General features: G+C 71.8%; 14 protein-coding genes and 1 pseudogene. 10 read left to right on the plus strand and 5 right to left on the minus strand.

The genetic code is table 11. The annotated features are described in order from the left end of the window. Positions 1-2 precede the first annotated feature (2 nt). Genes cydB through cydC form a run of 3 tightly spaced genes read left to right on the plus strand, consistent with a single transcriptional unit; the run spans position 3 to position 4,375 of the window. On the plus strand, positions 3-1,022 hold the full coding sequence (cydB, locus tag ACFVU2_RS09005) for a cytochrome d ubiquinol oxidase subunit II (RefSeq protein WP_387873116.1): 1,020 nt from the start codon (positions 3-5) through the stop codon (positions 1,020-1,022). Positions 1,023-1,026: 4 nt separating this feature from the next. After that, the gene (cydD, locus tag ACFVU2_RS09010) at positions 1,027-2,700 is read left to right on the plus strand and encodes a thiol reductant ABC exporter subunit CydD (RefSeq protein ID WP_387873118.1); all 1,674 of its coding nucleotides are present in this window, start codon (positions 1,027-1,029) and stop codon (positions 2,698-2,700) included. Then, entirely contained in the window at positions 2,690-4,375 is a 1,686-nt protein-coding gene (cydC, locus tag ACFVU2_RS09015) for a thiol reductant ABC exporter subunit CydC (protein WP_387873120.1), read from the plus strand. The genes cydD and cydC overlap by 11 nt, the downstream gene beginning before the upstream one ends. Here cydC and ACFVU2_RS09020 read toward each other — a convergent pair. Continuing rightward, positions 4,350-5,144, minus strand: coding sequence for an aminotransferase class IV (locus tag ACFVU2_RS09020; RefSeq protein ID WP_387873122.1), 795 nt, complete (start codon positions 5,142-5,144; stop codon positions 4,350-4,352). The genes cydC and ACFVU2_RS09020 overlap by 26 nt on opposite strands. A gap of 17 nt (positions 5,145-5,161) precedes the next feature. Between ACFVU2_RS09020 and ACFVU2_RS09025 the strand changes: the two genes are divergently transcribed. The 5 genes and pseudogenes from ACFVU2_RS09025 (at position 5,162) to holA (ending at position 13,562) form a co-directional block, all read left to right on the plus strand. Next, positions 5,162-6,616 carry an anthranilate synthase component I family protein gene (locus ACFVU2_RS09025; RefSeq protein WP_387873124.1) on the plus strand — a complete coding sequence of 485 codons (1,455 nt, stop codon included), beginning with the start codon at positions 5,162-5,164 and terminating at the stop codon, positions 6,614-6,616. A gap of 124 nt (positions 6,617-6,740) precedes the next feature. Beyond that, positions 6,741-9,329 (plus strand): leucine--tRNA ligase, encoded by a 2,589-nt coding sequence (leuS, locus tag ACFVU2_RS09030; RefSeq protein WP_387873126.1) that lies wholly within the window; start codon positions 6,741-6,743, stop codon positions 9,327-9,329. 116 nt (positions 9,330-9,445) lie between these two features. Continuing rightward, on the plus strand, positions 9,446-10,117 hold the full coding sequence (locus tag ACFVU2_RS09035) for a helix-hairpin-helix domain-containing protein (protein WP_387873128.1): 672 nt from the start codon (positions 9,446-9,448) through the stop codon (positions 10,115-10,117). Between the two features lie 65 nt (positions 10,118-10,182). Then, positions 10,183-12,258, plus strand: a pseudogene (locus tag ACFVU2_RS09040) (ComEC/Rec2 family competence protein); the annotation flags it as partial. A 323-nt stretch (positions 12,259-12,581) separates the two neighbouring features. Continuing rightward, positions 12,582-13,562 carry a DNA polymerase III subunit delta gene (gene holA / locus ACFVU2_RS09045; RefSeq protein WP_387874411.1) on the plus strand — a complete coding sequence of 327 codons (981 nt, stop codon included), beginning with the start codon at positions 12,582-12,584 and terminating at the stop codon, positions 13,560-13,562. A gap of 9 nt (positions 13,563-13,571) precedes the next feature. On the opposite strand, the gene ACFVU2_RS09050 is transcribed toward holA, so the two are convergent. From ACFVU2_RS09050 to ACFVU2_RS09060, 3 genes are all read right to left on the minus strand, one after another. Next, positions 13,572-15,968, minus strand: coding sequence for a HelD family protein (locus ACFVU2_RS09050; protein WP_387873130.1), 2,397 nt, complete (start codon positions 15,966-15,968; stop codon positions 13,572-13,574). 204 nt (positions 15,969-16,172) lie between these two features. Next, complete coding sequence (rpsT, locus tag ACFVU2_RS09055) at positions 16,173-16,433, minus strand: 30S ribosomal protein S20 (RefSeq protein ID WP_387873131.1); 261 nt, start codon at positions 16,431-16,433, stop codon at positions 16,173-16,175. A 143-nt stretch (positions 16,434-16,576) separates the two neighbouring features. Next, positions 16,577-17,467, minus strand: a complete 891-nt coding sequence (locus ACFVU2_RS09060) for an NAD-dependent epimerase/dehydratase family protein (RefSeq protein ID WP_387873133.1) — start codon at positions 17,465-17,467, stop codon at positions 16,577-16,579. A 70-nt stretch (positions 17,468-17,537) separates the two neighbouring features. Between ACFVU2_RS09060 and ACFVU2_RS09065 the strand changes: the two genes are divergently transcribed. Both ACFVU2_RS09065 and lepA read left to right on the plus strand, forming a co-directional pair. Continuing rightward, positions 17,538-18,758, plus strand: coding sequence for an amidohydrolase (locus ACFVU2_RS09065; protein WP_387873135.1), 1,221 nt, complete (start codon positions 17,538-17,540; stop codon positions 18,756-18,758). A gap of 64 nt (positions 18,759-18,822) precedes the next feature. Continuing rightward, positions 18,823-20,676, plus strand: a complete 1,854-nt coding sequence (lepA, locus tag ACFVU2_RS09070; RefSeq protein ID WP_387873136.1) for a translation elongation factor 4 — start codon at positions 18,823-18,825, stop codon at positions 20,674-20,676. Between the two features lie 18 nt (positions 20,677-20,694). Here the strand turns inward: lepA and ACFVU2_RS09075 are convergent, their stop codons facing one another. Then, positions 20,695-21,312, minus strand: a complete 618-nt coding sequence (locus tag ACFVU2_RS09075) for a dihydrofolate reductase family protein (protein ID WP_387873138.1) — start codon at positions 21,310-21,312, stop codon at positions 20,695-20,697. Positions 21,313-21,362: the final 50 nt, after the last annotated feature.

Raw genomic sequence — 21,362 nt, forward strand, 5'->3', positions numbered from 1 at the left:
AAATGGATCTTGCAGTTCTCTGGTTCGGCATCGTCGCCTTCTTCTTCGTCGGCTACTTCGTGCTCGACGGGTTCGACTTCGGCGTGGGGATGGCGCTGCCCTTCCTCGGCAAGGACGACGTGGACCGCCGCGTCATGATCAACACGATCGGCCCCGTCTGGGACCTCAACGAGACGTGGGTCATCGTGGGCGGCGCCGCGCTGTTCGCGGCGTTCCCCGAGTGGTACGCCACCCTGTTCAGCGGCTTCTACCTGGCGCTGCTGCTCATCCTGATCGCGCTCATCCTGCGCGGGGTGTCGTTCGAGTACCGTCACCAGCGCGACAGCACGCGGTGGAAGAAGTGGTTCGACGGCATGATCGTCTTCGGCTCGGCCGTCCCGGCGTTCCTCTGGGGCTGCGCGTTCGCGAACATCGTGCAGGGCGTCGCACTCGACTCCGGCTACAACTACACGGGCACGCTGTTCGACCTCCTGAACGCCTACGGGCTGCTGGGCGGCCTGACGACGCTCCTGCTGTTCTTCACGCACGGTGTCGTGTTCATCTCGCTGAAGACGGACGGTGCGATCCGCGAGCGGGCCCGCAAGCTCGCCGTGAAGTCGGGTGCGGCGGCGATCGTCGTGGCCGCGGCCTTCCTGCTGTGGACGGGCATCGCGCACTTCTCGGTCCTGTTCCTCATCCTGGCCGCACTGGCCGCCGTCGCCCTGATCGCCTCGTGGGTCGCGAATCTGCGCGGGGCGGAGGGCTGGTCGTTCGCCTTCATGGCCGCGACCATCGCCTTCGCGGTGATCTCGCTCTTCGCCGCACTGTTCCCGAACGTGATGCCCTCGTCGCCGAACCCGGAGAACAGCCTCACCATCGCGAACGCGTCGAGCACGACGGCGACCCTCACGGTGATGACCTGGGTCGCGGCGATCTTCCTGCCGCTGATCCTGCTCTACCAGGGCTTCACATACTGGGTCTTCCGCAAGCGGGTCACCCGGGCGAGCATCCCGGACGAGGCCCCCGAGCCCGTGGCCGCCTGATCCCGTGAAGCCCTTCGACCCCCGACTGCTGCGGTACGCGACCGCGACCAGGGGAACCCTCGCCGCCGGCGGTCTGCTCGCCATCGTGCAGACCGCCGCCGGCCTGGCCTTCGCCTGGCTCGTCACGCAGCTGATCGTGTGTGCGATCGCGGGGGAGAGCCTCGCCGCCCTCAGCGGGCTCGTCGCCGCCCTCGTGCTCGTGGTCATGGCGCGCGGTGTCGTGCTCTGGCTGGTGGACGCGGTCGCGGCCCGCGGCGGCGCCCGGGTCGTCGGGCAGCTGCGCGAACGGCTCGTCTCCGCCGTCGCGACGCTCGGGCCGCGCTGGACGGCCTCCCGCAGCTCGGCGGATGTGACGCTGATCGCCGGCCGGGGGATGGACGCGCTCGACGGCTACTTCGGCAAGTACCTGCCGCAGCTCGTCCTGACCGCTGTCGCCACGCCGATCCTGGTGCTGGTGATCGCCTGGCAGGATCTGACCAGCGGCATCATCATCGTGCTCACGCTGCCGCTCATCCCGCTCTTCATGGTCCTCGTCGGGTGGGCGACGCAAGCCGCCCAGAAGCGCCAGTGGACGGCGCTCTCGACGCTGTCGCGCGGGTTCCTCGACGTCGTCGGCGGCCTGTCGACCCTGAAGCTGTTCGGTCGCCAGCACCGTCAGGAGGGCCGGATCCGCTCGGTGAGCGAGGACTACCGCGTGCACACGATGAAGGTGCTGCGGATGTCCTTCCTGTCCGGATTCGTGCTGGAGCTGGCCGCGAGCCTCTCGGTCGCCCTCGTCGCGGTCACGATCGGCCTGCGCCTGGTCGCGGGCGACATGGAGCTCTCCGTCGGTCTCTTCGTGCTGCTGCTCGCCCCGGAGGCCTTCCTCCCCCTGCGCAACGTGGGCGCGAGCTACCACGCGGCGGCCGAGGGCATCGAGGCCGCCGACAACGCGTTCGCCGTGATCGAGGCAGCAGAAGCCGTCGAGGCAGCGGAAGGCCTCGAGGCAGCGGAAGCCTTCGAGGCAACGGCGGGAGCACCGTCCCGCGCGGTCGCGGAGCCGGCGGGCGGTCTGGTCTTCGGCGACGTCGTCGTCGGCTACGACGGCGTCCCCGTCGTGGGGCCGTTCACCGGAGCCGTCGCGCCCGGGGCACTCGCCGCGCTCAGCGCACCGAGCGGCGCAGGCAAGTCCAGCCTCGTGTCGGCGGCACTGGGGTTCGCCGAGTCGTCCGGGGCGATCTCCGCCGGCGGGCGCGCCGACGTCGACGGGCGTCGTTCCGCGATCGCCTGGGCGGGCCAGCGTCCCGGTCTCATCGCGGGCACCGTCGCCTCGAACATCGCCCTCGGCGATCCCGAGCCCGACCGCGCCGCCGTCCTCGACGCGCTCCACGATGCGGCAGCGGGCGAGCTGGATCCCGACGCGACCGTCGATGCCGGGGGAGCGGGACTCTCGGGCGGCCAGGCGCAGCGCGTCGCCGTCGCGCGTGCGCTCTACCGGCTGCGCACCCGCGCGTGCGCCGTCCTCATCCTCGACGAGCCGACCTCCGCGCTGGACGCCGCGACCGAGTCCGCCCTCGTGGCGAGCCTCCGCCGCATCGCGGACGACGGCACGGCGGTCCTGGTCGTCAGCCACCGGGAGGCCGTGGTCTCCGCGGCCGACGTGATCTTCGACGTGGAGGCGATCGCCCGTGTCCGCTGACGTCCGCCGCATCCTCCGGCTCGCCCTCCCGCCCGTTCGCCGGCTGTGGGCGGCCATCGCGCTCGGCTCGCTGAGCGCGGCCTGCGCGGTCGCACTGCTGGGCGCATCCGCCTGGCTGATCACTTACGCCGCCGAGCAGCCGCCCGTGCTCTTCCTGTCGATGGCCGTCGTGGGCGTGCGCGCCTTCGCGCTCGGCCGGGCCTTTTTCCGTTACCTCGAGCGGCTCGCCGGCCATGATGCGGCGTTCCGTCAGCTTCCCGCGATGCGGTCGTCGCTGTTCGCCCGACTGGTCCCGTTGGCGCCCGACGGGTTGCGCGGCGCGCGCGGCGGCGACCTCCTCTCGCGCGTCGCCGACGACGTCGACGAGCTGCAGAACTACTCACTGCGCGTGGTGCAGCCGCTCGTGACATCCGGACTCATCGCGCTGGTGAGCGTCGTCGTCGCGTTCGTCCTGCTGCCCGAGGCGGGCGTCGCCCTGCTGGCGATGCTGGTGATCGCCGCCGTGGCGGGCTCCCTGGTGAACACCTGGGCGTCGGGAGCGGCCGAGCGCAGGATCGCCCCGTTGCGGGCCGAGCTCTCGGATGCGCTCCTGGATCTGGTGCGCAACGTGGACGTCCTGACGGCGTTCGGCGCTCTGGAGGGCGCCCAGTACCGGGTGCGGGAGGCGAGCGAACGTCTCACGAGCGCTGTGCGCGCCCGCGCCACCGGCCTCGGGCTGACGGCGGGCGCTGTCTCTCTGCTCGCGGGCGGGGCCACCGTCCTCGGTCTCGTCGGCGGCGTCCCCGCGCTCGGCGCGGGACGCATCGAGGGGCCGGTCCTCGCCGTGATCGCGCTGCTGCCTCTCGCCGTCTTCGAGGTGTTCGGGATGGTGCCGCTGGCGCTCGGCGCATGGCGGCAGGTCGCGGCCAGTGCACGCCGCATCGCCGACGCCGCACCGGAGACCGTCCCCGACGGCATCCCGGTCGACGGCGCCGACGCGCCCGGGCTCGCGGTGCAGGGCGTGCCGGCGGTGCGGCTCTCGGGCGTGTCCGCGCACTGGCCGGGTGTGGAGCAGCCGGTTCTGCGCGACATCGACCTCGACCTGCAGCCGGGGGAGCGTGTTCTCCTCACCGGCCCGACCGGGGCCGGGAAGACCGCCCTCGCCCACGTGCTGGTGCGATTCCTCGAGCACGACGGCAGCTACCTGGTCGACGGCACCGAGACGCGGGACGTCCGGCAGGACGACGTGCGCCGGGTCGTCGGGCTCTGCGAGCAGCAGCCGTACCTGTTCGACGCCGACCTGCGGCAGAACCTCCTGTTCGCCTGCGACACGGCTTCGGACGATGAGCTGCGCGCCGTGCTCGAGCGCGTAGGACTCGCCGACTGGGCGGACGAGCGCGAGGGGCTGGCGACCAGCGTCGGAGAACGGGGTGCGCTGGTGTCCGGCGGTCAGGCCCAGCGGATCGCGCTGGCGCGCGCTCTGCTCGCCGACTTCCCCGTGCTGGTGGTGGACGAGCCGACGGCGAACGTCGACGCGGCCGTCGCCGACCGTGTCGTGCGCGACATCCTGCGCACGGCGGAGGAGGACGGCCGGACCGTGCTGCTCATCTCGCACACGGCGGTGCCGAACGAGCTGATCACCCGCAGCATCGCCCTGGAGGACGGCCGGATCACCGGCGCGGCGGCAGCGGCCTAGCCAGAGCGGCGAAGCGCGACCGCCACGCCTCGATGCGAGCGGGATCCTGGGCGAGCGCTGGTCCGTCGATCCAGGCGCTGACCGACCGGATGCCGTGCAGGGAGTTCACGGCCCAGACCACGGCGCCGTCGAGCTGCGACGGCCGCACCTCCTCCTCGTCGACGGGGACGCGCAGGGCGGCGGCGACGCCGCGCACGGTGCGCGCCGCGACGCTGTCGACGCGGGCGAGCGACAGGGGTGGAGCGAACAGGGTGTCGCCGCGCCACCAGAGAAGAGCCGTCGTCGCGCCGTCGGAGACGAAGCCCTCATCGAGGAGGACGGCCTCCTGAGCCCCCTGCGACTGCGCCCGCTGCCGGAGCACGGAGAGCCGATCGATGTCCGGCCCCTTGATGTCGGGTGCACGACGCGGATCGGTGGCCGCCGTCGCGACGACGATGGAGTCGCCGAGCGGCGGCGCCGTCCGTAACCGGAACCGGAGGCGCAGGGCATCCCGGGTGCGGACCAGCTCGAACCGGGGGAACCAGGATCCCTCGCGCGGCAGCTCGGCGACGCCGGCCTCCCAGAACCGCTGGAGCTCGGCGCGGTCGGGGTGGCCCTGCAGACGTGCCGAGTCCTGGAAGCGGGACGCGTGCAGCCCCAGGGCGAGTGCGGCGCCGTCGGTGACGAGGAAGGAGTCCGCGACGAGCAGTTCGGTCTCGACGACCTCGCAGGAGTCGCGGGCGAGAAGTGCGCCGCCCGCCCAGTCGAAGAGGGTGCTGCTCGCGTCCATTCGCCTAGGCTAGCCCAGTGGTTCTCCCGCTCCGTGCGCAGCAGCTCGACGACTGGGTCGATCCGGCGGACGCCTTCGTCGCCCTCTTCGGCGACCCCGCCGCGGCCGGCGGCGCGCCCGCCGTCTGGCTCGACAGCGGCCCGGATGCTCACGAGGGCCGCAGCGTCATCGGGACCGGTCGGCGGGTTCTCTCCGCGTCCGCAGCCCGGGGGACGGTCTCCGTCGACGGTGTCGAGCGGTCGGGCGAGATCCTCGACGCCCTGCGCGACGACCTCGCCGGCAGGGAGGCACCGAGCATCGCGGGCGCACCGCTCGGCTGGGTCGGCTGGCTCGGCTACGAGAGCGGGGCACGGCCCCTCGGGGTGCCGTACCGCGTCGGCGACGGCGCCGACTCCGCCCTGCTGCTGGTGGACCGCGCCGTCGTCTTCGATCACGAGTCCCGCCGGGTGGAGATCATCGCGTCCGCCGCCGCCGCCTCCGACGACGACGCCACCGACGCCGACGACGGCCGATCCTGGTCCGACCGGGTTCGCGCGACCCTGGCAGGATGCAGCGGTCGCGCGCAGGAGTACGCGGCCGCCCATCCCGTCCCTCCGGCGACCGCGACGTGGCGCCACAGCGACGACGAGTACCTGGGCCTGATCGGCGCGTGCCTCGACGCGATCACCGCCGGGGACGCGTACCAGCTGTGCCTGACCAACCTGGCGACGGCGCGGACGGCGGCCGACCCGCTCGCGGTCCACCTGCGGCTGCGCGCGGCCAGCCCGGCGCACCACGGCGGGTTCCTCCGGATCGCGGGGGAGACGCTGGTCAGCTCGTCCCCCGAGCAGTTCCTGCACGTGACACCGGACGGCCGGGTGCGCACCAAGCCGATCAAGGGCACGCGCCCGCGCGGCGCGACGCTCGCGGCAGACCTCGCGCTGCGTGCGGAGCTGGAGGCGAGCGAGAAGGAGCAGGCGGAGAACGTGATGATCGTCGACCTCATGCGCAACGACCTCGCCCGGGTGTGCGAGGTCGGCTCCGTCGAGGTGCGGCATCTGCTCTCGGTCGAGAGCTACGCGCAGGTCCACCAGCTCGTCAGCACCGTCGAAGGGCGGCTCCGCGACGGGCTCGGGGCCGTGGACGCGATCGCCGCCGCGTTCCCCGCCGGTTCGATGACGGGGGCGCCGAAGCTGAGCGCCATGCGCATCCTGTCCCGCCTCGAGGACGGCCCGCGCGGGGTCTACGCCGGCTGCTTCGGGATCGTCGGGCTCGACGGATCCGCCGATCTCGCGATGGTCATCCGGAGCCTCCGCTTCCGCGACGGGGAGGTGCGCATCGGAGCGGGAGGAGGCATCACCGCGCTGTCGGTGCCCGTCGAAGAGCTCGACGAGGTCCGGGTGAAGGCCGCTGCCCTGCTCCGAGCCGCCGGGCTCGGCGTCGCCGCCGACTCGGAGCCCGCTGGGAACGGACTGGACGCCTCCGACGTTTAGTAGTCTGGAGTCCCGGGCTTGTGCCCGGAGTCTGCTTCGCCAGCCACCCCGCCCGACGGTCCGCCGTCGCGGTGCGGTCGAGCCGGCGGTATCGACACAGCGCTAGCGAGAAAACAGGAGTCCCGTGGCACACGAGCACGATTCAGGGAGCACGCCCGTCGAGGGCGCGCAGTACGACTTCGCCGCGATCCAGAGCAAGTGGCTCCCGATCTGGGACGAGCTCAAGCCGTTCGCCACGGCCGACCCGGACGACAAGCGTCCGCGCAAGTACGTGCTCGACATGTTCCCCTATCCCTCCGGCGACCTGCACATGGGTCACGCCGAGGCGTACGCGCTGGGCGACGTCATCGCCCGCTACTGGCGTCAGCAGGGCTTCAACGTGCTGCATCCGATCGGCTGGGACGCGTTCGGCCTGCCGGCAGAGGGCGCCGCGATCAAGCGGAACCTGGACCCGCGCGACTGGACCTACGACAACATCGCGCAGCAGAAGGCCAGCATGCGCCGCTACGCACCCAGCTTCGACTGGGACCGCGTCATCCAGACCTGCGACCCGGACTACTACCGCTGGAACCAGTGGCTGTTCCTGAAGCTGTACGAGAAGGGCCTGGCCTACCGCAAGGCGAGCCAGGTCAACTGGTGCCCGTTCGACCAGACGGTCCTGGCGAACGAGCAGGTCGTCAACGGGCGCTGCGAGCGCTGCGACAACCTGGTCACCAAGAAGAAGCTGACGCAGTGGTACTTCCGCATCACGGACTACGCGGACCGCCTGCTCGACGACCTGAAGCAGCTCGAGGGCGCGTGGCCGTCCAAGGTGCTCAGCATGCAGCGCAACTGGATCGGCCGCTCCAGCGGTGCCGACGTGCAGTTCGCGATCGAGGACCGCGACGAGCCCGTCACCGTCTACACGACCCGTCCCGACACGCTGTACGGCGTGACGTTCATGGTGGTCGCGCCGGACTCCGATCTGGCCGCCGAGCTCGTCGAGGGCGCGCGCCCGGAGGTCCGCGAGCGCTTCGACGAATACCTGGCGGCCGTACGCGGGACCACGGAGATGGACCGGCTGAGCACCGAGCGCGAGAAGACCGGGGTCTTCCTGGAGCGCCACGCGGTCAACCCGCTGACCGGCGAGCGCATCCCGATCTGGGCGGCGGACTACGTGCTGAGCGACTACGGTCACGGCGCGATCATGGCCGTGCCCGCGCACGACCAGCGCGACCTGGACTTCGCACGGGCGTTCGACCTCCCGGTCCGCGTCGTCGTGGACACCAACCAGCCGGTCACCGGCGTCATCCCGGTCATCCCGGTCGACCCGGAGACGGGCGAGCCGATGATGCCGGAGGACGCCCCGCTGGAGAACCCGTCCGAGACGGGAGTCGCGCTGACCGGGGAGGGCCGGCTGATCAACTCGGGTCCGTTCGACGGGCTGAGCAAGTCGAACGCGATCCGGCGTGTGACCGAGGCGCTGCACGCGTCCGGGCTGGGCGAGACGGCGAAGAACTTCCGGCTGCGCGACTGGCTGATCTCGCGCCAGCGGTACTGGGGCACGCCGATCCCGATCATCCACTGCCCGGCGTGCGGCGAGGTGCCCGTGCCCGAGTCGGAGCTGCCCGTGCTGCTGCCGCCCGCCGAGGGTCTCGACCTGAAGCCGAAGGGCACCAGCCCGCTGGGTGCGGCGGAGGACTGGGTCAACGTGTCCTGCCCCACCTGCGGCGGACCCGCGAAGCGCGACGCCGACACGATGGACACCTTCGTGGACAGCTCGTGGTACTTCCTGCGGTTCCTGAACCCGAAGGACGACACCCAGGCGTTCGACCCGCGCGAGGCCGAGAAGTGGGCGCCCGTCGACCAGTACGTCGGCGGGGTGACCCACGCCATCCTGCACCTGCTGTACTCGCGGTTCATCACCAAGGTGCTGTTCGACATGGGCTCCATCAGCTTCACCGAGCCGTTCACGGCACTGCTCAACCAGGGCATGGTGCTGATGGAGGGCTCCGCGATGTCCAAGTCGCGCGGCAACATCGTGAAGCTCTCGGAGCAGCTCGACGAGCACGGGGTGGATGCCGTGCGCCTGACCATGGCGTTCGCCGGTCCGCCGGAGGACGACATCGACTGGGCGGACGTGTCGCCGTCGGGCAGCGCGAAGTTCCTCGCCCGCGCCTGGCGCGTGGCGCACGACGTCACGAGCGCGCCCGACGTCGTCTGGAAGACCGGCGACGCCGGGCTGCGCCGGGTGACCCACCGCTTCCTCGCCGACGCGCCCGGTCTGATCGAGGCCTTCAAGTTCAATGTGGTCGTCGCTCGGCTGATGGAGCTGGTGAACGCGACACGCAAGGCGATCGACACCGGCGCCGGCCCGGCCGATGCGGCCGTCCGCGAGGCGGCCGAGGTCACGGCGATGGCTCTCAACCTGTTCGCGCCGTACACGGCCGAGGACATGTGGAACATCCTCGGCTACGACGCCTCGGTGGCGCTCGCGCAGTGGCGCAAGGCCGACCCGACCCTCCTGATCGAGGAGTCGGTGACGGCCGTCGTGCAGGTGGACGGCAAGGTGCGGGACCGCGTCGAGGTCTCGCCGAAGATCTCGGGCGACGAGCTCGAGGCCCTGGCGCGCGGCTCGGAGGCGGTCGTGCGGTCGGTCGGCGACCGCGAGATCGTCAACGTGATCGTGCGCGCGCCGCGCCTGGTGAACATCGCGACGCGGCCGAAGGGCTGACGCCGCGATTCTGCTGAGCGGTCGGCGGTCCTCCACAGGAGGGCCGCCGATTCGCGTTCTGCACCGGTCGCGCGGGAGTCGATGGCCGACCTGCGACGCGTTCCTAGCGTGGAGGGATGCGACATCGAGCCGATCCCTCCGAGGCGGAGCCGGGCGCGCGTCGACGGCTGCGGCTGGGAGTCGGCGCCGCGATCGTGCTCGTGCTGGGCGCGTTCGTCGTGGCGATCCTGACGTCCGCGTTCGCGCAGCGGGGGAGCGAGGTCGCGGTGCCGCCGCCTTCGGGAGCGCCGCCCTCGGGGTCGGCGGCCGTCGTCGGCGGAGGTGGTCCCGGCGACGACGCGACGGCCGGGCCGGGGGAGGTCTTCGTGCACGTCTCCGGCGCCGTGGTGGAGCCGGGCCTGGTGACGCTCGGTCTCGGTGCGCGGGTGGTCGACGCGATCGCGGCGGCGGGAGGGCTCACGCCCGAGGCGGACCCGGCCGGCGTCAACCTCGCCCGTCTGCTCTCCGACGGCGAGCAGCTGGTCGTGCCGAAGCAGGGCGAAGCCCCGGTGCCGGCGGCGGGCGCCGGAGGCGGCGGGGGCACCGCAGCGGCGCGCGGCGCGGTCAACCTCAACACGGCGGGCCTCGCCGAGCTCGAGACGCTGCCGCGCATCGGCCCGGCGCTGGCCCAGCGCATCCTGGACTGGCGTGAGGCCAACGGCCGGTTCACCGCGGCGTCCGACCTGATGAAGGTGACCGGCATCGGCGACAAGGTGTTCGACGGCCTCAAAGACCAGGTGACCGTATGATGCCCGACCTGCGTCTCGCCCTGCCGGCGGCCGGGCTGTGGGTCGCCTGCGTCGTCGGCGTCGCGATGCCGGAGGCGGCGGCGATCGGCGCGGTCGTCGCCGCCGTCGTCGCGGTGCTCGCCGTCGGCGCGGGATTCCGCCTGGAGCGGCGGCGCGGTGCAGTCGTCCTGACCGGTGTCGTGGTCGCTGCGATCGCGGTGGGGTGCGCTGCGACGGCCGTGCGAGCGCCGGGGCGAAGCGCGGAGGTGCTCGAGCGTGCGGCCGAGACGAGGCAGGAGCTCGCTCTGCGGGTGCGGGTGGAGGGGCCGGCACGGCCGGTGACGGCCTCGTTCGACGGAGCGGAGCGCTGGAGCTGGAAGGGCACGGCGCTGGCGGTGCTGGGCACGTCGGCTCCGAACGCCGTTGCGGGAGCCGAGACGGCGGTGAGCGTGCCGCTCACGGTGTTCGCCCGAGGCGCCGCGGACGGATCCAGCGGCGTGCCGCCGTTCGGCGCTGTCGCATCCGTGACGGGCACGCTGCGCACGAACGAGCTAGGGGAGTCGACCACCTTCCGCCTGTCGGCCGCCGGCGAGGTCGTCACCGTCGAGGATCCACCCGTCTGGCTGGCGTGGACCCAGCCGGTGCGGTCGAGCTTCGCGCGGGCGGCGGCCGGCACCCCCGGCGACGGCGGTGCCCTTCTGCCTGGTCTCGCGATCGGCGACGAGTCCGGCGTCTCCACCGAACTGGACGCGGCGATGAAAGCGAGTGCGCTGAGCCACCTGACGGCGGTGTCCGGCGCGAACTGCGCGCTCGTCACGGGTCTCGTCTTCTTCGTGGCCGCGCGACTCGGGGCCGGCCGCCGGTCGCGGGTCGCCATCGCCGGGGCCGCCCTGCTGGGCTTCGTCGTCCTGGTCGGGCCCGGAGCGAGCATCCTCCGGGCCGCGGTGATGGCGGCCGTCGTCCTGCTCGCCCTCGCCCGGGGCCGACCCGTGGACGGTGTGCCCGCGCTCGCTCTCGCGGTGATCGTGCTGCTCCTCCATGATCCGTGGATGTCGCGCGACTACGGGTTCGCCCTGTCGGTGGCGGCCACGGCGGGGCTGCTGCTGCTCGCCGGGCCGCTCGCACGGCGGCTCACCCGCTGGATGCCCCGGAGCCTGGCGCTGGGGATCGCCGTGCCGACCGCCGCCCAGCTCGCCTGCCAGCCGATCCTGCTCCTGCTCACGCCGACCATCCCGCTGTATGGGGTCGGCGCCAATCTGCTCGCGGAGCCCGCCGCGCCCCTGGCGACGGTGCTGGGCTGTCTGGCCTGCCTCACCCTCGGGTGGGCGCCGGGCCTCGGAGAGCTCTTCGTCCGGCTCGCCTGGCTGCCTTCGGCCTGGATCGCGCAGATCGCCCACACGGCCGCGGCGATGCCGGGAGCGTCGCTTCCCTGGATCGACGGCGCCCTGGGAGTGCTGCTCTGCATCGCCGCCCTCGCGGCGGTGGCCGTCGTGACCGCGCGCGGGCGCGTCCCCCGGGCGCTCGTCACGACGGCGGGACTGGGGTTGGCCGTGTCCGTGACGGCCTACGCGGGAGCGCTGGGCGGCGGGCTCGTCGCCCGGTCGGTCGGGATGCCCGGCGACTGGCAGATCGCGGCGTGCGACGTCGGGCAGGGCGATGCCCTCCTCCTCCGCGACGCGGACGCCGTCGGCATGATCGACGTGGGGCGTTCAACTGAGGCCGCGGCCGCGTGCCTCGACGTCCTGGGGGTCTCGCGCATCGACCTCCTCGTGCTCACCCACTACGACGCCGACCACGTCGGGGGTCTGGCGGGGGTCGTCGACCGGGTGGCGCGAGCGGTGGTCGGGCGCGCCGACGGGCCGGCGGACGACCGCGTGCTGGCCGTTCTGGCAGCGCACGGGGTGCAGACGGAGCAGGCCGTCGCAGGGCTGGCCGGATCGCTGGCGGGCCTGCACTGGGAGGTGCGCTGGCCGCACGGTGACGTCTCCGGCATGCCGACGGGGAACGACGGAAGCGTCGTGATCCGGACCTGGGGCGCAGGCCTGACCGGCCTCTTCCTCGGAGATCTGGGCGAGCGCGCCCAGGAAGGCCTGCTGGCGGCAGGGGGTCTCGGTCCCGTGGACGTGGTCAAGGTCGCCCATCACGGCTCCGCCGACCAGAGCGCGCGTCTCTACGAGGCGGTGACACCGCGGATCGGTGTGCTCTCCGTCGGTGCGGACAACGGCTACGGCCATCCGACCCGGCGCGCGCTCGACATCCTGGACCACGTCGGCGCGGTCGCGGTGCGCACGGACACGAGAGGTCTCCTCCTCGTGTCTCCCGGCGCGCAGGGTCCCACCCTCTGGACCGAGCGTACCGAGACGTCGGATGCCGGTGGTCGCCCGTATCCTGGAGGGGAACGAGGAGGAATGTGGCGACCAGGAACACCGGCCGCAGCGGCGCGAGCCGCTCCGGAGCCAGCAAGGGCCGTGCGGTCGCGAGCGCGATCCCGCAACTCGCCTGGAACCAGATCCGCCCCGCCCCGGTGGTGCTGGTGTCGGGCACGGAGGGGTTTCTCGCCGACCGTGCCATCCGCAGCCTGCGCGATGCGCTCAAGACCGCCGACCCGAGCCTCGAGATCAGCGACGTCTCGGCGTCGGACTACGCGCCCGGCGAGCTCGTCACCCTCGCGAGCCCCTCCCTCTTCGACGAGCCGCGGCTCATCCGCGTCGACGCCGTCGAGAAGTGCACCGATGCGTTCCTCACCGAGATGATCGAGTACCTCTCGGCACCCGCGGAGGGCACGGTCGTCGTTCTGCGGCACGCCGGAGGCGTGCGCGGTAAGAAGCTTCTCGACACGATCCGCTCCGGAACCGGCGGTGCCGTCGAGGTGGTCTGCACGGAACTGAAGAAGGACGCCGAGAAGTACGAGTTCGCCCAGGCGGAGTTCGCCGGCGCGGGCCGCAAGATCACCGCCGGTGCGCTGCGGGCCATCACGTCCGCCTTCTCCGACGACCTCGCCGAGCTCGCCGCCGCCTGCCAGCAGCTCATCTCGGACGCCGCGGAGCAGATCACCGAGGCTACGGTCGACAAGTACTACAGCGGCCGCGTCGAGACGAACGCGTTCCAGGTCGCCGACGCCGCCATCGCCGGACGCCACGGGGAGGCGCTCATCACGATGCGCCACGCGCTCGCCTCGGGTGCCGATCCCGTCCCGATGGTCGCCGCCTTCGCGAGCAAGATCCGCACGATGGCCAAGGTGGCGGGCGCGCGCGGCGGCTCCGGCCAGCTGGCACAGCAGTTCGGCCTCGCCCCGTGGCAGGTCGACCGCGCCAAGCGCGACCTCCAGGGCTGGACGGAGGACGGCCTCGGACGCTGCATCGAAGTACTGGCGGAGACCGATGCGAACGTGAAGGGCGGAGGCCGCGACCCGGTGTTCTCCCTGGAGCGGATGATCCGGATCGTCAGCGCCCGCGGACGCGGCTGAGCGCCGAGCTCAGCCGCGAGCTCGCCCCACGCCGCCCAGGATCACGAGCTGGCCTGTCGTTCGTGTCATCGCCACGTAACGATCGACGGCGGCTTCGATCGATTCGACGGGGTCGACGGAGTCGTCCGGATCGTGCAGGACCACCAGATCGAACTCGAGTCCCTTGGCCTCCACCGGCGTCAGGGAGCGCACCCGCGCCGTCGGGACGAAGGACGGGTCGCCGATGACGCACGCCGTCCCCTCGTCGTGCGTTCGGAGCCACTCGCCCAGCACGTGGTCCCGCTGTGCTGGCTCGGCGAACCGTACGGGGATGCCGCTCTCGCGGATCGACGTCGGGACGTTCGCGTCGGGCAGCACCGCGCGGATCACCGGCGCCGCCACGGCCATCACCTCGGCGGGAGTCCGGTAGTTGATCGTCAGCGAGGCCACCGTCGCACCCTCGAGCCCGACGTCGGCCAGCCGCTCCTCCCAGGTCTCCGTGAAGCCGTGCCGCGCCTGCGCGCGGTCGCCGACGACCGTGAAGCTCCGGGAGGGGGTGCGCCGCACGAGCATGCTCCACTCGGCCGCCGTCAGCTCCTGCGCTTCGTCGACGACGATGTGCGCGAACGGACCCGCGAACCGGCCGGCGTCCGAGAGCTCCGGAGCGGCGGCGGTGTCGAGCGCACTGCGGAGGTCCTGTCCGCGCAGCATGGACATGAGCTTCAGATCCGAATCGTCGGTCGCGATGAGCCCCTGCACGACGTCGTCCATGACCGCGCGATCCGCAGCGGCCTCCGCGGCCGCCCTCCGTCGCTGTTCGGCGGCCTCCGGATCGCCTGCGCGGAGGGCCGCCGCGTCGAGGAGCGGCAGGTCGGCGGACGTCCACGGCGATCCCGGATCCCTCTGCAAGAGCTCGGCCTCGCTGTCCCCGAGCCAGGGCGCGCACTCCCGCAGGAGCGCGGGCGAGCTCCAGAGCCGCCGGACGATGCCGGACGGGTCCAGCAGCGGCCAGACGGTGTCGAACACGGCCCGCAACGGGGTGTCGCGCGTGAGCCCGACGCGGATCGCCTCGGTATCGGCATCCGGGGCGTTCAGCCCGTAGGCGTCGAACTGCTCCTCGTCGTCGAAGCCCAGGCGTACGTCGTCGCCCGGGTGGTCGTGCTGTCCCGCGGCTGCGGAGCCCGCGTCGCCCCATCCGGAGCCGTCCCAACGGTCGCCGCCCGAGCCTGCGTCGCCCCAGCTCGCGCCGCCCCAGCCCGCGTCGCCCCAGCCCGCGTCGCCCCATGGCTCCTCGCCCCCGCGCGAGGACCGGGAGCCGGCCGACACCTGGTCGACGAGGATGTCGAGCAGCGCGCGCCAGATGTCCTCCCGCGCCTCGTTGTGCGACGAGGCAGGATCGGCGGTGGCGAACGCCTCGGCCCATTCGGCCGGGCCGACCCGCAGCTCTCCCCAGGCCGTGTCGATCGGTGTGGCGCGCACCGGCACCCGCTCGGACCGGAGGATCGCGGCGTCGACGGCACCGGGCATGCGGCCATCGGCCTTCAGCGCCGCGACCCGCCTGTCCGCCTCCGGCTCCGCATCCCGGGCCGCAGGCACCAGATCGGCCAGCGTGCAGGTGCGTACGCCGTCCTCGCCGAGCCCGGGGAGGATGTCGCCGACGTAGTCGGTGTACACGCGCGACGGCCCGACGACGAGCACACCGCCGTGTCCGCTCGTCAACCGCGGATCGGAGTATTGCAGGTACGCCGCGCGATGCAGGGCCACCACCGTCTTGCCGGTGCCCGGTCCGCCGTCGACCACGAGCGTGCCGCGGCCGTCCGCGCGGATGATCGCATCCTGATCGGCCTGGATGGTGCCGAGCACATCCCGCATCCGCGGCGACCGGCTCGCGCCCAGACTGGCGATGAACGCCGACTGATCGTCGAGTGCGGCGCCGGAGGCGGCTGCTGCGCCGTCCAGCACCTCGTCCCAGAAGTCCGCGATCCGGCCGTCGACCCAGCGGTAGCGACGCCGCGCGACCGCCCCCATCGGGTCGGCCAGGGTCGCGCCGAAGAACGGCTCGGCGGCGGGAGCGCGCCAATCGACGAGCAAGCGCTCGCCCGCGGAGTCCACGAGGCCGACCCGCCCGATGTAGAGGCTCGATGTCGCGGAGTCGATCCGCCCGATGCACAGATCGAGACCGAACCGCCGCAGCAGCCGAAGCCGACGTACGAGCCGCCGGACCTCGAGGTCGCGCTCATAGGCGCCCTGCCCGCTCCCAGCGGGCGCTTGCAGCTCCGCACCGAGTCGCGCTTCGAGCTCGTCGATCTGCGCGGCGAGGGTGGACTCGATGCGTGCGAGCTGCCGGACGTCCGCATCGAGGAGGGCGGGAACGGCCTTCGCGGGATGCGCGTCGAGAGCGAACGGGAACGGGGAGGAGACGGTCATGCACATCCATTCAGTAGGGGGAGGGCATGAGTCTGCCGCACGACGGGGGCCTTGCAGCAAGAGGGGTGCGTCCCGCTATCCTGGAAATGCGAGCACAGGCGTGAACAACGAGCGCCCATGCGAAGAGCCCCCGTCCTCCGACCTCACGGTCGTCGGAGCGGGGGCTCTTCGCTGCGCGGGATCAGGTCCCGCGGGGTCACCGGCTCAGAGAGCGGCGACCTGCTTGGCGATGGCCGACTTGCGGTTCGCCGCCTGGTTCTGGTGGATGACGCCCTTGCTGGCCGCCTTGTCGATCTTCTTGGAGGCGAGGCGCAGCGCCGCGGTCGCCTTGTCCTTGTCGCCGGCGACGACGGCCTCACGAGTCGCGCGGATGGCGGTCTTGAGCTCGCTCTTGACGGCCTTGTTGCGCTCCTGCGCCTTCTTGTTGGTGCCGTTGCGCTTGATCTGCGACTTGATGTTTGCCACGAATGGTTACTTTCGTTCGAAGTGAGTATCGGATGTGCCGTTCAGCGAGAGAGGGCGCTTCCCGGCGTTCGTGCGGGTACACCCACACGCAAGCCAACAAACAACTTTACCAGTAGGGTCCGCCTGCGCCAAATGCTGGTGCCTCAGTCGGCGGCGACGGCCTCCGGCGCGTACGAACCCGAGACGATCTCGTCGAGCAGGGCGGGCCCGTTCGGCTCCCAGCCGAGGTCGATGCGCGCCTTCGATCCGCGAGACTGCTGGTCGAGCAGCAGGGCCTCGGTCAGACCGGCGCCCAGCCGTGCGGCGGTCTCGTCCACGGTCTCGGCGACCACGCCGCCGACGACCCCTGCAACGGCCGCGGCGGCTTCGCCGAGCTCGCGCACGGTCGGGTTGACGCCGCTGGCGCCGAGGTAGATCGACCCGGCGTCGCCCTGCTCGAGCGCGAGCACGTAGAGCGCTGCGAGGTCGTCGACGTGCACGGTCGCCCAGTGCTGCGATCCGTCTCCGATCAGATGCAGCGCCGGCGCGACCTCGTCGCCCCGGGGCGCGTCGACGATCACGCGGGCGAGCCCCGCCCCGCGGCCGTACACGATCGAGGGGACCACGACCATCCCGCGGACGCCCTCGGCCCCGAGGACGACGGCCTCGTTCGCGCCCCGCCACGCGGTGATCGCCGGCGGTGCCGACGGCGAGTCGTCGACGATGTCGGCGTTGGAGCCGTAGGTCCAGATGCCTCCGGTGTGCACGAAAGGCTTGTCGCTGCCCTCGAGCCCGCGCAGCACGGCGGCGATGAAGACGGGGTCGACGTCCTGGCCGGAGGCGAGGTGGATGACGCCGTCGCTGTCGAGCGCGGCCCGGGCGACGAGATCGCTGTCGGCGGCGTCGCCGATCAGCGCGGTCGCTCCCGCGGCCTCCACGATCGCGGCCTTCGAGGCGTCGCGGACCAGCGCGGTCACGCTGTGCCCCTCCTCGATGAGGCGGGGGAGGACGGAGGTGCCGATGTAGCCGGTCGCGCCGGTCAGGAGGATGCTCATGCAGTTCTGCAACGCGCTCGCGCCCGGGGCATTCCCCGGCACCCGGCCCGCCGAGCGTAGGCTCGGATCCATGACTGCTTCGACCATCGCCATCGTCAACGCCCGCGTCGTCCCCGTGCTCGGGGAGCCCATCGAGGGCGGCACCGTCCTCATCCGCGACGGCGTGATCGAGGCGGTCGGGGCCGCAGGCGAGGTCGCGGTGCCGGACGACGTGCCCACGTTCGACGCGACCGGCAAGTGGGTGCTGCCGGGCTTCGTCGAGTCCCACGGACACGTGGGCATCCACGAGGAGGCCAATGGCCCGGCCGGCGACGACACGAACGAGATGACGACGCCGAACACCGCGGGCGTCCGCGCGATCGACGCCGTGAACATCGACGACGAGGGCTTCCGGGACGCGCTATCGGGCGGCGTCACCTCCATCGTGGTCAAGCCCGGCTCCGGGAACCCGATCGGCGGGCAGACCGTCGCGATCAAGTCCTGGGGCGGGCGCACGATCGACGAGCAGGTCATCAAGGCCGCTGTGAGCGTCAAGTCGGCCCTGGGGGAGAACCCGAAGCGCGTGTACGGCGCCAAGAACGTCACGCCGAGCACCCGCCTGGGCGTCGCGCTGATCATCCGTCAGGCGTTCGTCGAGGCGCAGAACTATCGTGCGCAGCGCGACGAGGCCGAGCGCGACGGCAAGGCGTTCGCCCGCGACCTCACGAAGGAGACGCTCGTCCGCGTGCTCGACGGCGAGCTCTACTGGGACCAGCACACGCACCGGCACGACGACATCGCGACCGCGCTGCGCCTGGCCGACGAGTTCGGCTACAAGCTCGTCGTGAACCACGGCACCGAGGCGCACAAGATCGCCGACGTGCTCGCCGAGCGCGACATCCCGGTCATCTTCGGCCCGATGTTCACTTCTCGGTCGAAGGTGGAGCTGCGCGACCGGGCCATCGCCAACCTCGCCACGCTCGCAGCGGCCGGCGTGCGCGTCGCCATCACGACGGACCACCCGGTCGTCCCGATCAACTTCCTCGTCTACCAGGCGGCCCTCGCCGTCAAGGACGGCCTGCCGCACCAGACGGCGCTCGAAGCCCTCACGGTCAACCCGGCGGCGTTCCTGGGGCTGGACAAGCGCGTCGGTGCGCTGGCTCCGGGACGCGACGGCGATGTGGTCGTCTGGTCCGGCGACCCGCTCGACGTGACCTCCCGCGCCGAGCGCGTCTTCATCGAGGGGACCGAGGTCTACCGCTGGGAGGACGGCGCCGGTCGCGTCGTCGAGCGCTCGGAGCGCTTCGCCTGACGCGTGCGAGGCCGGACCCGGTGGTTCGGAGGCGTCCGGTCGTTCATGGGAGAATGGCGGCACGATGTCACCACGAGCTTTGACGGCCCTCGAGCCCGCCGCCACCGACCCCGCGTCCCTGCGCAACTTCTGCATCATCGCGCACATCGACCACGGCAAGTCCACCCTGGCCGACCGCATGCTGCAGATCACCGGCGTGGTCGCCGAGCGGGACATGCGCGCCCAGTACCTGGACCGCATGGACATCGAGCGTGAGCGCGGCATCACGATCAAGAGCCAGGCGGTGCGCATGCCCTGGGCGCACGAGGGCTCGACCTTCGCGCTCAACATGATCGACACGCCCGGGCACGTCGACTTCACGTACGAGGTGTCCCGGTCCCTGGCCGCCTGCGAGGGCGCCATCCTGCTGGTCGACGCCGCCCAGGGCATCGAGGCGCAGACGCTCGCGAACCTCTATCTGGCGCTCGAGAACGATCTGACGATCATCCCGGTGCTCAACAAGATCGACCTCCCCGCCGCCGATCCCGAGAAGTACGCCGCCGAACTGGCGAGCCTCATCGGCGGCCGCCCCGAGGACGTGCTGCGCGTGTCCGGCAAGACCGGGATGGGCGTCGACGCCCTCCTCGACCGCGTCGTGCAGGAGATCCCGGCCCCCGTCGGAATCGCGGACGCGCCCGCGCGCGCCATGATCTTCGACTCCGTCTACGACAGCTACCGCGGCGTGGTGACGTACGTGCGCATGGTGGACGGCAAGCTCTCCCCGCGCGAGCGCGTGCAGATGATGTCGACCAAGGCCACCCACGAGATCCTGGAGATCGGCGTCTCCTCTCCCGAACCCACCCCGTCGAAGGGCCTGGGCGTCGGCGAGGTCGGCTACCTGATCACCGGCGTGAAGGATGTGCGCCAGTCCAAGGTCGGCGACACGATCACGACGGCTGCGAAGCCGGCGACCGTCGCGCTGCCCGGCTACACCGAGCCCAAGCCGATGGTATTCTCGGGTCTCTACCCGCTCGACGGCAGCGACTACCCGGAGCTGCGCGAGGCCCTCGACAAGCTGAAGCTCTCCGACGCGGCACTCGTCTACGAGCCCGAGACCTCGGTCGCTCTCGGCTTCGGGTTCCGCTGCGGCTTCCTCGGCCTCCTGCACCTGGAGATCATCACCGAGCGCCTGTCGCGCGAGTTCGGCCTCGACCTGATCACGACCGCGCCGAGCGTGGTCTACGAGGTCACCACCGAGGACAAGAAGGTCATCACGGTCACCAACCCGAGCGAGTTCCCGGGCGGCAAGATCGACAAGGTGGAGGAGCCGATCGTCAAGGCGGCGATCCTCGCACCGAAGGACTACGTCGGCGTCATCATGGAGCTCTGCCAGAGCCGTCGCGGCACGCTGCTCGGCATGGAGTACCTCGGTGAGGACCGGGTGGAGATCCGCTACACGATGCCCCTCGGCGAGATCGTCTTCGACTTCTTCGACAACCTGAAGAGCCGCACCGCCGGTTACGCGTCGCTCGACTACGAGCCCGCGGGAGAGCAGGAGGCCGACCTCGTCAAGGTCGACATCCTGCTGCAGGGCGAGGCCGTCGACGCCTTCAGCGCGATCGTCCACCGCGACAAGGCCTACGCGTACGGCACGATGATGGCCGGCCGTCTGCGCGAGCTCATCCCGCGCCAGCAGTTCGAGGTGCCCATCCAGGCCGCCATCGGCGCCCGCATCATCGCGCGCGAGAACATCCGTGCGATGCGCAAGGACGTGCTCGCCAAGTGCTACGGCGGCGACATCACCCGCAAGCGCAAGCTCCTCGAGAAGCAGAAGGAGGGCAAGAAGCGCATGAAGATGGTCGGCCGCGTCGAGGTCCCCCAGGAGGCGTTCATCGCCGCGCTCTCGGGCGACACCGAGACCAAGGACGCCAAGAAGTAGACGCCCGGGACGCCAGCGTCAGCCTGCGTCGTTGCGCCGATAGGTGTTGATCTGGACCCCGGACGCCAGGGTCTTCGTCTCCGCCAGCGAGAGCGTGGTGCGGGGGAATCCGTCCGGGAACAGCTTCTTGCCCGTGCCGAGCACGATCGGGTAGACCATCAGGCGGTATTCGTCGACCAGGTCGTGGGCGCCGAGTGTCTTGATGAGGCCGGCGCTGCCCCAGACGCGGATCTCGCCGCCCGGCTGCTCACGCAGGGCGGCGACCGCTCCCGCGACGTCGTCGCCCAGCAGCTGCGAGTTCTTCCAGCCGAGCTCGGTGAGCGTGCGCGAGGCGACGTACTTCGGCACCCGGTTGTAGCGACGGGTGAACTCGCCCTGCAGTCCGGGCGCGTCCTCGGGCCACACGCCCCACGCCTGCGCCCAGATCTCGTAGGTGCGGCGGCCGAGCAGCAGCGCCTCGGTCCGTTGCTCCCACTCCAGGATGACGTTGTCGTCCTGGTCGCTGCCGTGCTCGCGATCGAAGTCCATCTGCCAGCCTCCGTACGGGAAGCCGCGCTCGTCGTCCTCGGTCGATCCTCCCGGCGCCTGGATGACGCCGTCCAGGGTGATGAACTCCTGCACCACGATGCTGCTCATGCGATCCTCCTCGATGGCCTGTCGCACCAGTGTCGTCCCGGGTCGCGGAT

The organism is Leifsonia sp. NPDC058194, assembly GCF_042883605.1.
Taxonomy (GTDB): Bacteria; Actinomycetota; Actinomycetes; order Actinomycetales; family Microbacteriaceae; genus Leifsonia.

Coding starts and splice junctions, on each gene's coding strand:
- ACFVU2_RS09065 (WP_387873135.1), top strand. CDS start 17,538: ATGACTGCTTCGACCATCGCCATCGTCAACGCCCGCGTCGTCCCCGTG.
- ACFVU2_RS09050 (WP_387873130.1), bottom strand. CDS start 15,968: ATGACCGTCTCCTCCCCGTTCCCGTTCGCTCTCGACGCGCATCCCGCG.
- cydB (WP_387873116.1), top strand. CDS start 3: ATGGATCTTGCAGTTCTCTGGTTCGGCATCGTCGCCTTCTTCTTCGTC.
- lepA (WP_387873136.1), top strand. CDS start 18,823: ATGTCACCACGAGCTTTGACGGCCCTCGAGCCCGCCGCCACCGACCCC.
- ACFVU2_RS09020 (WP_387873122.1), bottom strand. CDS start 5,144: ATGGACGCGAGCAGCACCCTCTTCGACTGGGCGGGCGGCGCACTTCTC.
- ACFVU2_RS09075 (WP_387873138.1), bottom strand. CDS start 21,312: ATGAGCAGCATCGTGGTGCAGGAGTTCATCACCCTGGACGGCGTCATC.
- ACFVU2_RS09035 (WP_387873128.1), top strand. CDS start 9,446: ATGCGACATCGAGCCGATCCCTCCGAGGCGGAGCCGGGCGCGCGTCGA.
- ACFVU2_RS09060 (WP_387873133.1), bottom strand. CDS start 17,467: ATGAGCATCCTCCTGACCGGCGCGACCGGCTACATCGGCACCTCCGTC.